Here is an 11546-nt window from a genome sequence, read left to right on the forward strand (position 1 = left end):
TCCGGCGGCGGCCGGTCAAGCGCGGGTCAGCCGGTCGTAGAGGGCGCCCAGGTCGGCGGCGACCCGGGCGATGTCGTAGTGGCCGACCGCCGGGGGGTGCGGCAGCGGGTCGGCGCTGTGGTTGTTCAGGTGCCGCAGGTCGCGCAGCGCGGCGACGTACGCGGCGGCCTCGGACGGGATCCGGCGGGCCTGCGGGGCGGCGCTGGGCGGCAGTTCGTCGAGCGCCGGGCAGCCGCTGTGCCGCACCGGCAGACCGGCTGCGAGGCCCTCCAGGACGCCGAGGCCGAAGGTCTCCTCGGTGGAGGGGGCGGCCAGCACGTCCAGGGCGGTCAGCAGGTCGGGCACGTCGTCGCGCTCGCCGGTGAGCACCAGCCTTTCCCGGACGCCGAGTTCGGCGGCCCGGTGCTCCAGCGCGGCGCGCTCCGGGCCCGCGCCGACCAGCACCAGCCGGGTGGCCGGGTCGAGTTCGGCGAGGGCCTCCAGCAGCACCTCGAAGCGCTTGCCGGGGACCAGCCGACCGACCCCGCCGACCACCCAACTCCCCTCCGGCAGCCCGAGTTCGGCCCGCAGCCGACGGCGGGCGGCCGCCCGGTCGGCGGCCGGGCGGCGGTAGCGCGCGGTGTCGATGCCGTTGGGGATCAGCTCGACCCGGCTCGGCGGGACGCCCCAGGAGTGCAGGGTCTGGGCGACCTGGCGGGAGACCGCGACGGTCGTGCTGCCGAGCCGCTCGGCCGCCAGGTAGAGGCCCTTGACGCCGCGGGTGACCGGGCGGCCCTCGATCACCCCGGCGTGCAGCGAGTGCTCGGTGGAGACCACCGCGCGCACCCCGGCGAGCCGGGCCGCCAGCCGGCCGTACAACTGTGCCCGGTACAGGTGGGTGTGCACCAGGTCGTAGCGGCCGGAGCGGACCAGCCGGACCAGCCGCGGCAGCGCGCCCAGGTCCCGGTTGCCGCGCATGCCGAGGTGGTGGACGGTCACCCCGTCGGCGCGCAGCGCGGAGGCGACCGTGCCGGGGTTGGTCAGCGCGACCACCTCGCACTGCTGGTGCGCCGGCAGGTGCCGTAGCAGCAGGTGGAGTTGGCGCTCGGCACCGCCCGAGGCGAGACCGGTGACGATGTGCAGGACCCTCATGGCCGGTTCCCCCGCCGGAACATCGGGCGGCTTCGGCGCAACCCTGTGACGGCGTCGCGGAGGCGGTGCCGGCCGCGCTTGGCGCGCAGCCGCCAGGCGCCGTCGCGGTCGCCGACGTAGCAGCGGGGCAGCGCGAAGAGACCGGTGAGCGGGGAGTGCCCGATCGCGCAGGCGTAGTCGTAGCCGGCGTCGCGGACGGCCCGGGTGGCGGGCAGGTCGACGGCGCCGTACGGGTAGCAGAAGCCGGTGACCGGGCCGCCGACCACGTCCTCCAGGAGGCGCCGGCTCTCCCGGGTCTGCACCGTCAGGACGTCGGCCGGCAGGCCCGGCAGCGCCTGGTGGCCGAGGCCGTGCGAGCCGATCTCCCAACCGGCGGCGGCGAGTTCGGTGACCTCCTGGACGGTGAGCAGCTGCTTGCGCGGCCCCTTGGCGTCCCAGTCGTTGTCCCGGCCGAGCAGGTCGGCGACCACGTACGCGGTGGCGGTGAAGCCGTACGCCTGCAGGATCGGTACGGCGTACCGGGCGAAGTCCGCGTAGCCGTCGTCGAAGGTCAGGCCGACCAGCTTGTCGTCCCGGCCGGCGGCGCGGGCCCGCATCAGCTCGCGGACGGAGACGCCGCGCCGACCTCGCCGGTGCAGCCAGGCGATCTGCTCGGCGAACCGCTCGGGGCTGACGGTCAGCCGGTACGGGTCCTCCTTCTCGACCGCCACCGAGTGATACATCAGGATCCACGGCGAGGAGGCGCCGGGGCCGGGCGGTTCGCCGACCGGGTGACGGCTCCTGGGCAATCGCGCCTTCGGCCCGACGGGGTCGGCGAGCGGGACGTCGCCGCGGGGTGCGGCGGCGACCCGCACGGCCTGGCGGCGGACCCCCGCCTGGGTCGAACGGACGGTTCCCCGTTCATTGTCCATGGGGAAGCTTCCCTTCATCGGCGACGGTTGGCGGGTTCAGGGCCCGGGCCGCGGCGAGGACCGGACCGCGCACCTCACGCGCACCGAGACCGGTGCCGAGGGCGGCGAAGGCCAGCGCGACGGTGAGGCCCCCGAGCAGGGTCGAGAGCAGGGGGTCGGCGGCCAGCCCGGCGGCGGCGGCGCCGAGGACGGTGGCCCCGGTGGCGGCCGCCGCCAGCCGGCCGTGTCCGCCGAGCACCCGGCGCAGCCGCAGCGGGATGCCGCGCAGCACCAGGCCGTGCAGCAGCAGCGCGGCGGCGGCGGTGATGCCGGCCGCGTTCCCGGCGGCGAGCCCGAGGGCGCCGAAGCGGGGGGTGGCGAGCAGGCCGACCGTGGCGGTGACGCCGAGTCCGAGCAGCATCGCGGCGACCGGGTACCAGTCCAGCAGTCGGCGGCCGCCGTCCTCGGTGCCCGGGTCGCCGGCCCGGCGGACCACCGGGCGCAGCGAGAAGTACGGACGGACTATCACGCCGATCAGGGCCTGGGCGGGCAGGCCGAAGCTGTAGACCCGGATGACGGCGGCGGTGGCGGCGGTGTCCTGTGGGCCGAAGGCGCCGCGCTGGAACAGCAGCGAGACCACCGAGGGGGCGCAGGCCATCAGGAAGGCGGTGCCGAACAGGACGACCGCCGCGGCCTGGCCGAGGTCCTTCTCGACCCGGTCCCGGGCGGCGGTGAGGTCCCCGGCCGCCAGCGCCCGGGCGACCAGCGGGAAGGTGACGGTGCAGATCAGGATGCCCGCCGTCATGGCCAGTTGGGAGACCTTGGCGGCGTAGTTGAGGTGCGAGATGGTGCCGGGCGGCAGCGTCGAGCCGAGGTAGCGCTCGACGAAGACCTGCGACTGGCGGGTCAGGGTGAACGCGGCCACCGGCAGCAGCGCGAGCGGCATCAGCACCAGGGCCTTGCGGGAGCGCCGGCTGCGCCGGCCCGCGGTCGCGCCCCGGCGCAGCCGGCGCAGGAACGGGCCGACCAGCAGACCGGCCATCAGCAGGCTGCCGAGCGCGACGCCGAGGGCGGCGGAGCGCACGCCCAGGAAGGACTGGCAGCCGAGCAGCACGGCGAGGATGCCGAGGTTGTAGGCGACGTAGATGCCGGCCGGCGCGGTGAAGCAGTGGTGGGCGCGCAGCGCGGCGGCGAGGTAGCCGGCCACGCCGAACGGCAGCACGGTGATCGCGGTGATCCGGGTGCAGGAGACGGCGAGGCCGGGGTCGGCCAGGCCGGGGGCGAGCAGGTCGACCAGCTGCGGGGCGCCCAGGGCGACGGCCAGCGCGAGCCCGCTGAGCGCGAGCAGCAGCCAGGGCAGGGTGGCGCGGACCAGCTGGCGGACCGGGTCGGGGGCGTCCGGGTGCTCCTCCCGCAGCACCAGGGCGAGGGCGAAGGCGGGCACCATGAGGAAGGACATGGCGTCCTCGATCAGCAGCGGCGCGGCCGTCTCCGGGACGGTCCAGGCGACCAGGAAGGCGTCGGTGCCCTGGTTGGCGCCGAAGTAGCGGGCCAGCAGCAGGTCGCGCAGCAGGCCCAGGCCGGAGCCGGCGGCGCTGAGGACGGCGGTGATGCCGAAGGCCTTGGCGAGGAAGCCGCGCCGGGGGGCCGGGCCGGGCCGGGGCCCGCCGTCGCCGGCGGGGGCGCTGCGCGGGGCGGGCACCGCGGAGGCGAGGGCCGGCTGGTCGGTGGTCATCGCGGGTCGGCCTCCGCGACGCAGGCCCGGGCGGCGAGGCCGAGGACGACGGAGGTCAGCACGGTGGTGGTGCCGCCGATGTCCGCGTACAGGAAGTCGATCAGCACCCAGGTGAGCAGGGCCAGCGCGGCCAGGGCCGAACCCCGGGAGTGGCGCAGGCAGCCGAGCAGCAGGCCGAGGAAGAGCGCGGCGTAGGCGACGATGCCGATCAGCCCCTGCTCGCTGAGCACCAGGAAGTACATGTTGTGCGGGGAGAGCAGCGGTTCGCGCTGGAAGCCGATGGTGGAGTCGGCGGCGTCGCTGCCGGAGGAGAGCCGCAACGGGGCGCGGCTGTCGCGCAGTTGCTGGAAGGCCTTGGGGCCGGCGCCGTGGACGGGGTGGTCCTGCCAGATCCGCCCGGCGGTGGCCCACAGGTCGTAGCGGTCGGAGACGGACTGGTCGGGGGCGGCGGAGACGGAGCCGATCGAGCTGAGCCGCTCGGCGACACCGGAGGCGCCGAGGCCGAGGCCGCCGACCAGGACGACCGCGGCGGCCAGGCCGAGGACGGCGCCGCGGACGGCGAGCCGGGCGTCGGCGCGCAGCAGCAGCACGGTGGCGGCGGCGCCGGTGGCGATCCAGCTGCCGCGGCTGAACGAGACGGCCAGCGGGAAGGCCAGGAAGGCGGCGGACGCGAACATCACGCGACGCAGCCGGGCGTCGCCGCCGGGGCGGCGCTCGGCGAGGGCCAGGGCCAGGGCGGCGAGCAGCCCGTAGCTGACGACCGTGGACATCGCCATGATGTCGAGGGCGCCGAAGGTGCCGACGGCCCGGATCGGCTGGCCGGTGTAGGAGGCGCCGGTCCGGGTGAGGTACTGGTTCGCACCGACCACGCCCTGGATCAGCGCGGCGAGCACGAAGGAGCCGAGGACCAGCCGCTGGTCGACGCGGTCGCGCAGCGAACAGAGCACCCCGGCCGGCACCAGGACGAAGACCTGGGTGAGCCGGACGAAGCCGGTCAGACTGGTGGCCGGGTCGATCGAGCCGACGGTGGCGACGGCGGCCGCGACCACGATCCCGCCGAACAGCACGCAGGTGGCGCGGCTGACGGCGGGCAGCCGCCCGCGCAGCAGGTCGAGCGCGGTGACGGCGACCAGGGCCAGCGAGGCCACGTCGGCGGCGGTGACGTGGACGGCGGCGGTGACGTCCTTCTCGCCGGTGGGCACGCAGACCAGCAGGACGGTCGCGGCGGCGAGCAGGCTGGGCCGGTCGGCCAGGACCGCACCCGCCTTCCGTAAGGCCGGCCGCGGGAAGGCGGGGAGGGTGAGGGCCACGCGGGTCAGCTCCCGTCCGGGTGGAGCATCAGGGCCGCGGTGCGGCACAGGATCTTGACGTCCTGCCAGAAGCTCCAGCTCTCGATGTAGCGGTTGTCGAACCGGGCCCGGTCCTCGATCGAGGTGTCCCCGCGCAGGCCGTTGACCTGGGCGAGGCCGGTGAGGCCCACCGGGACGCGGTGGCGGTCGGCGTACTCGGGGTAGGCCTGGCCGAACCGCATGACGAAGTAGGGGCGTTCGGGGCGCGGGCCGACCAGGCTCATGTCGCCGCGCAGGATGTTCCACAGCTGCGGCAGCTCGTCCAGCGAGCTGCGGCGCAGCAGTCGGCCGACGGCGCCCATCCGGTGGTCCTGGGAGATGTTCCAGCGGGTCGCCGACTCGTGCTCGTTGCTCGGGCGCAGGGTGCGGAACTTGAGGACGGTGAAGACCCGGCCGTCCAGCCCGGTGCGCTGCTGGCGGAAGAGCACGCCGGGGCCGGTGTCGAAGCGGACGGCCAGCGCGCAGAGCACCAGGACGGGGGCGAGCAGCAGCAGGCTGATCCCGGCGGCGGTGACGTCCAGGGCGCGCTTGGCGGCCCAGCCGGGGCGGCGCATCGCCGGGCGGCCGACCCGCAGGCAGGGGAAGCCCCACAGGTGGTCGCCGCCGGTCACCCGGCTGGTGGGCAGCGAGCCGTACTCGCGCAGCGCGGGCACCAGCCAGACCTGGCAGCCGAGCCGGACGGCGTCGCGCAGGGCCGCGGCGGTCTCGGCCTCGTCGGCGGCGCCGGCGGTGGCGACCACGTGGTGGATCCGGTGCCGGCGGACCTCGCGCTCCAGCACCTCTCGGCCGCCGAGGACGGGCAGGTCGGTGCCGCCGGCGAGCAGCGGCGGGTCGGCGTCGAGGAAGCCCACCGGGCGCATCCCGTACTCGCCGCGCTCGCTGAGGGCGGCGGCGACCCGGCGGCCGAGCCGGCCGGCGCCGAGCACCAGGACGGGGCTGGGGCGGCTGCGGCGGATCCGCCGGACCAGGTGGTAGAGCACGGCGCGGCCCAGGGCGGCGATCAGCAGCTGGCCGCCGAGCAGGATGGTGAGCCGGGCCGGGGTGGCCGGGCCGCAGTCGGGCCAGCGGCCCTCCAGGCAGCCGGCCAGGGTGACGGCGAAGGTGGTGGCGACCACGGCCCGGACGGCCAGCGCGGGCAGTTCGTCCAGGACGGACAGGGTGAGCCGGGTGCGGTAGAGGCCGCCGGTCAGGTTGAGGGCGAGCAGCACCGGCAGGACGGCGGCGACGCCGAGCAGCGGCGCGAGCGGGACGGTCGGGTCGACGGCCCGGTTGGCGAGGCCGGTGGCGGTGCAGAGCGCGACCGCGTCGACCTGGACCAGTGCGAGCGGCAGCGCGAGTCGGGAGCGGACCACCCGGCGGGGCCGGCGGGGCGGTGGCACCGCCCGGGCCTGGGCGGATCCGGCCGGTCGGTCGAGGAGCCCGGTGCCGGGCCGCCGCGGGCCGGACAGGGGTCGACCGGATCGCGGCGCGCTGTCGTGGTCAATGGTCATCAGCGCACGAACTCCCCTGCTGTGTGCCCGGGGTGACGGCGCCCCGGCACCGGTTGGCGCGGGGCGGCCGTCCCGGCCCGGTGGGCGCGGTCCTGACAGCACCTGCTGCCGCTGGCGGCTCTCGATTCTCTCGCGCGGGGCCCGGCCGCGAAGAACTCGGCCACGAAGGATCCGGTCGCGAAGGGCTCAGCCGCGAATTCCCGGTGTGAATTGAAAACGAAGCAGGCAAAATCCGACAGTACAGAACCGGGACGCGCAGGCTGGAAGGTGACTTGCCATTTCATTCCAGCCGCCCATTAATAGGTATTTCGGATTTGACGCCTCGTCGTTATCCGGTTGAGGGTGCGAATACGACAGCGCCGGATCGGCAGGCATTCACGGCATGTGAAACGATCAGATCCGCTCCGGGACACGGGCCCGGCGCCGTCCGGCCGCCGGCCCGGCGCCGAGCAGATGGCGGTACAGCTCGTCCACCTGTTCGACCACCGTGCGGACGTCGTGCCGGGCGACCACGTGATCACGCAGCCGTGCACCGCGCCGCTCGCACTCGATAGGATCGGACAGCGCTTCCGCCATTCGGGTGGCGAGCGCGGCCCCGTCCTCGGGCGGCACGACCGCCTGCCCCCGCTCGGCCTGGGGCAGGCACTCCCGGGCGCCCGGCACGTCGGTCAGCAGCACCGGGCGGGCCGCCGCCATCGCCTCCAGCGGGGCCAGGGCCATGCCCTCCCAGCGCGAGGGCAGCACCACCAGGTCGGCCGCCGCCAGCCACGGGCGCGGGTCCGGCACGTCCCCGACCAGCCGGACCCGGGACAGCTCGGCCGACTCCCGGACCAGGTCCGCCACCCGCTGCTCCTCCGGCCCGCCGCCGATCAGCGCCAGCCGGGCCTGCGGCACCGTCCGCAGCACCTCCGGCCAGGCCGCGAGCAGCACGTCCTGGCCCTTCTGCCGGCACAGCCGGCCCACGCAGACCGCGAGCGGGGCGTCCAGGTCCAGGCCCAGCGCGATCCGGGCGGCCCGGCGGTCGGCGGGCGCGTAGTGGCGGACGTCCACGCCGTTGGGCACCACCGCCCAGTCCGCGCTCACCCCGGCGGCGACGCCGTCGGCCCGCTCCTGGACGCTGACGCAGAGCAGGCGGTGCGCCCAGCGGCCGGCGAAGCGCTCCCAGTGCAGGGTGGCGGCGGCCAGCGGGCCCTCGACGGCGGCGAAGGACCAGGCGTGCGGCTGGAAGACGGTCGGCACCGCGCCGCGCACGGCCAGCCGGCCGGCCAGCCCGGCCTTGGCGCTGTGCAGGTGGACCACGTCGGGCGCGGCCGCCCGGACGATCCGGCGCAGCCGCCAGGCCTCGGCGACGGTGCCCGCGCCGGGCGAGCGCTCGGCCGGCCAGTCCTGGACCAGCGCGCCCACGGCGGCGGCCTCCTCGGCCAGCCGGCCACCGCGCGGACAGGCCACCAGCACCCGGTGGCCCGCCTCGCGCTGCCCCCGGACCAGATCGACGACGACGCGGGCGACTCCGCCGTCCACCGGCTGTGAAATGTGAAGGATCGTCATATGCACGGCGGCGAGCCTAGGGTGGCTCCCCCGCGCCGGGCGGCCCCCGTCACCCGGAGGTGGCGGGCCGTCCACCCGTACGGCTTTCCGCTCGTACGGGTGGACGGGCCGCTCGAATTCCCGGGCGAATTACCGGGGAAATACGGGGCCCGCCGGATCTCCACGGATCCCGGCGGGCCTCGACGGATCCCGGAGGAGGTCAGCGGACCTCGGCGGCCAGGTTCGCCAGCACCTGGTCGTGGATCCGGTTCAGGCCCTTCGGGGCGAAGGTGCGCTCGAAGAAGCCGCCGATGCCGCTCGCGCCCTGCCAGGTGGCCGAGACGGTGACCTTCGACCGGCCCTCACCGGCCGCCGAGACGGTCCAGGTGATCACCATGCTGGAGTTGGCGTCCTTCTCCACCAGCTGGTCGGGCTTGGGCGCCGATACGGTGAACAGGCAGTCCCGCACGCGCTTCTCGGTGGCCTGCAGCTTCCAGTGCACCTGGGTGCCGGCGCCGGTGCCGCCGACCCGGACCTCGTACTCGCTGTACTGCGCGGGCAACAGCTTCGGGCGGGTCACCTGGTAGTCGGCGAGCGCCTCGTAGACCCGCTCGGGGGCGGCGTCGTAGTCCCGCTCGGTGGTGGCCTGCACCTGTCCCATGACCTTGCTCTCCTCGTCTGGTGGTCTTCCGGTCTCACCGGCAAGCCAATCACAGCGCCGGAGCCGGGACCCTCCGGGGCTCGCAGCCGGCCGGACGGCCCGCCGGGGCGGAGGGAACAGAGGGATAGGGTGGCCGATGTGCTCGATCTGGTGACAGCAGTGCGCTACGTCGACCCGCTGCGCTCCGGTGGCTCCGTCCCCGGCGTGGTGGAGACCGACGACCTGGGAACGTACGTGGTCAAGTTCACCGGCGCCGCGCAGGGCCGCAAGGCGCTGGTCGCCGAGGTGATCGTCGGCGAGCTGGCCCGGCGGCTCGGCCTGCGCGTCCCGGAGCTGCGGCTGGTGGACTTCGACCCGGCGGTCGCCGCGGACGAACCGGACGCCGAGATCCAGGACATGCTGAAGGCCAGCGGCGGGCTCAACCTCGGGATGGACCTGCTGCCCGGCGCGCGGGACTTCCGGCCCGGGCTGATCCCGGTGGACTCCGCCGAGGCCGGCCGGGTGGTCTGGCTGGACGCGCTCACCGGCAACGTCGACCGCACCGTCCACAACCCCAACCTGGTGGTCTGGCACGGGCGGCTCTGGCTGATCGACAACGGCGCCGCGCTGATCTTCCACCACCGCTGGACCACCGCCGAGGCGGCGGTCGGCAAGCGGTACGACCTCAGCGCGCACGCCCTCGGCGGCTCGGCCCCGGACGTCCGGCTGGCCGACGAGGAGCTCGGCCCGCAGGTCACCGTCGGTCTGCTGGAGGAGGTGCTGGCGCTCGTCCCGGACGAGTGGCTGGCGGACGAGCCCGGCTTCGACTCGGTGGACGCCGTCCGGCACGCCTACGTCACCCACCTGGCCGCCCGCGTGGTGCTCTCCGGGCAGTGGCTCCCGGACGGCTTCGCCACCCCCGAGCAGCTGCGCGAGGCCGAACGGCGCCGGGAGGCCCGGATGCGGGCCGGCCGGCCCGCCTGGCTCCAGGAGGTCCCGGACCTGCACGGCAAGCCCTCGGTGGAGACGGTCTGGGACCGCCACGTCGAGTGAGCGCCGGGCCCGGCCCCGGAAAACGACCGGGGAGCGGACCCCAAGGCCCGCTCCCCGGCTAAGTGTTCAGGTGTCGCCGTGGTCAGCGCGTCAGCGCCACCACTGGACCGCCTTCTCGGCGTTGATGATGCCGGCGCCGTAGAAGCCGTTGTCGTCCGCGCCGCCCTCGCAGGTGGCCTTGTACTGCCCGGTGCCGCCCGGGTTGTACTCGCCGGTCGGGCACGGGTGCGACTCGGCCTGGTTGGTGAGCAGCTCGGTCAGCTCGTCCGGGCTGGCCCACGGGAAGGTGCTGGCGAGCAGGGCGACCACGCCGGTGACGTGCGGGGTGGCCATCGAGGTGCCCTGCATGTAGCCGTACTTGTTGCCCGGGATGGTGGACAGGATCCGGCCGTTCTTGTCCGGGGTGTCCGGGATCTGGTAGCGGGCGTCGCCACCCGGCGCGGCGACGGTCACGACGCCCTTGCCGTAGCTGGAGTAGTACGACTTCTCGCCCTTGACGCCGACCGCGGAGACGGCGACGACGCCGGGCAGCTCGGTCGGCAGCGACAGGCAGTCGTTGGTGACCGGGCGGGTACCGGGGGTGGTGTCGTCCGGGCTGGAGACGTCAGTGGTCTTGTGCGCCAGGTCGATGTTCTCGTTGCCCGCCGCGGCGACGTTGAGGACGCCCTTGCGCTGCGAGAACGACACCGCCTTGCGGACGGCGGCGGTGATCGCGGCCTGGTCCTTGTCGTTCGGGCAGTTGAACATCCACGGGTCGACGTAGTAGCTGTTGTTGGTCACCTTGAAGCCGTGCTCACCGGCCCACACGAAGCCGCAGATGGCGTACTCGGGGTAGATGAACCCGCCGTCGTCGACGACCTTGACCGCGGCCAGCTTCACGTTCGGGGCGATGCCGACGACGCCCTTGCCGTTCTTGGCGGCGCCGATCGTGCCAGCCACGTGGGTGCCGTGGTCGCTGGTGGTGGGCTGCCAGGACTTCCAGTCGGTGTTCGGCTTGCCGCCGTCGATGCAGGAGACCGACTGCGAGGCGTCCACGTTGGCCGCCAGGTCCTCGTGCGTCGCGTCGATGCCGGAGTCCAGCACACCGACGGTGACGTTGCGGCTGCCGAGCGAGAGCTTGTGCGCCTTGTCGACACCGATCTGGCGCATGTCCCACTGGTTGGCCTCGTACGGCTCCTGACCGTCCGCGGGGGCGGCGGCGGGCGCGGGCGCGACGTCGGCCTTCGTCTGGTCGGCGGCGGTGATGCCCTTGGTGCGGCTGGCACCGACGGAGTCGACGCCCTTGGTCTGGCGCAGCTTCGCGGCGAACGCGGTGTCGTTCGAGCGGGCGATGACGACGCCGATCTGCTCGTACGAGTACACCACCGAGCCGCCCAGGGCGGTGATCGCCTTCTCGACCTTCTGCACCTGACCGTGGTTGGCCTTGGTGTTGACGACGTAGCTGAGCAGCGGACCGGTCGTCGAGCCCGCCGAGGGGGCGGCCGCGACGGCGGTGCCGGCCGGCAGCGCGAGGGCGCCGGCGGTGGCGAGCACGAGGCCCACCGCCGCGAACCGGGTCCGGCTGATCCGAGGAACTCTCATAGGGGTTGGCCCTCCCGAGTCGTCATGCGGCAGCTGCGGTGTGGCAGGTGCGCTGGAATGATCGGGACGCTAATGAATATTCGCTGAGATGCGCAAGAGGTAGTCATCTAATCGTCACATCTTGGCCAACAGCGGAGGGCAGGAGTCCAC

9 protein-coding genes are annotated in these 11546 nt (G+C 74.6%); 1 reads left to right on the plus strand and 8 read right to left on the minus strand.

Translation table 11 applies throughout. The annotated features are described in order from the left end of the window. Positions 1 to 15: 15 nt before the first annotated feature. The 7 genes from ACIO5E_RS20465 to ACIO5E_RS20495 all read right to left on the minus strand — a co-directional run bounded on the left by ACIO5E_RS20465 (position 16) and on the right by ACIO5E_RS20495 (position 8783). Positions 16 to 1131, minus strand: a complete 1116-nt coding sequence (locus ACIO5E_RS20465) for a glycosyltransferase (protein WP_400669665.1) — start codon at positions 1129 to 1131, stop codon at positions 16 to 18. After that, positions 1128 to 2042 carry a polysaccharide deacetylase family protein gene (locus tag ACIO5E_RS20470; RefSeq protein ID WP_400669668.1) on the minus strand — a complete coding sequence of 305 codons (915 nt, stop codon included), beginning with the start codon at positions 2040 to 2042 and terminating at the stop codon, positions 1128 to 1130. The genes ACIO5E_RS20465 and ACIO5E_RS20470 overlap by 4 nt, the downstream gene beginning before the upstream one ends. Further along, positions 2032 to 3756: a lipid II flippase MurJ gene (locus ACIO5E_RS20475; RefSeq protein WP_400669671.1), complete on the minus strand. Its 1725-nt coding sequence runs from the start codon at positions 3754 to 3756 to the stop codon at positions 2032 to 2034. The genes ACIO5E_RS20470 and ACIO5E_RS20475 overlap by 11 nt, the downstream gene beginning before the upstream one ends. Further along, positions 3753 to 5066, minus strand: a complete 1314-nt coding sequence (locus ACIO5E_RS20480; protein ID WP_400669674.1) for an O-antigen ligase family protein — start codon at positions 5064 to 5066, stop codon at positions 3753 to 3755. The genes ACIO5E_RS20475 and ACIO5E_RS20480 overlap by 4 nt, the downstream gene beginning before the upstream one ends. 5 nt (positions 5067 to 5071) lie before the next feature. Beyond that, positions 5072 to 6595, minus strand: a complete 1524-nt coding sequence (locus ACIO5E_RS20485) for a sugar transferase (protein WP_400669675.1) — start codon at positions 6593 to 6595, stop codon at positions 5072 to 5074. A gap of 393 nt (positions 6596 to 6988) precedes the next feature. Continuing rightward, positions 6989 to 8143 carry a glycosyltransferase gene (locus ACIO5E_RS20490; RefSeq protein WP_400669678.1) on the minus strand — a complete coding sequence of 385 codons (1155 nt, stop codon included), beginning with the start codon at positions 8141 to 8143 and terminating at the stop codon, positions 6989 to 6991. Positions 8144 to 8342: 199 nt separating this feature from the next. After that, the gene (locus tag ACIO5E_RS20495; RefSeq protein WP_280678217.1) at positions 8343 to 8783 is read right to left on the minus strand and encodes an SRPBCC family protein; all 441 of its coding nucleotides are present in this window, start codon (positions 8781 to 8783) and stop codon (positions 8343 to 8345) included. A 138-nt stretch (positions 8784 to 8921) separates the two neighbouring features. Here ACIO5E_RS20495 and ACIO5E_RS20500 point away from each other — a divergent pair, with 138 nt between their 5' ends. Continuing rightward, positions 8922 to 9815 carry a HipA family kinase gene (locus ACIO5E_RS20500; RefSeq protein ID WP_400669680.1) on the plus strand — a complete coding sequence of 298 codons (894 nt, stop codon included), beginning with the start codon at positions 8922 to 8924 and terminating at the stop codon, positions 9813 to 9815. Between the two features lie 90 nt (positions 9816 to 9905). Here the strand turns inward: ACIO5E_RS20500 and ACIO5E_RS20505 are convergent, their stop codons facing one another. Further along, positions 9906 to 11396 (minus strand): S8 family serine peptidase, encoded by a 1491-nt coding sequence (locus tag ACIO5E_RS20505; RefSeq protein ID WP_280678215.1) that lies wholly within the window; start codon positions 11394 to 11396, stop codon positions 9906 to 9908. Between the last annotated feature and the right edge of the window lie 150 nt (positions 11397 to 11546).

The sequence above is a fragment of the Kitasatospora sp. NPDC087314 genome, assembly GCF_044744365.1.
Classification (GTDB): domain Bacteria; phylum Actinomycetota; class Actinomycetes; order Streptomycetales; family Streptomycetaceae; genus Kitasatospora.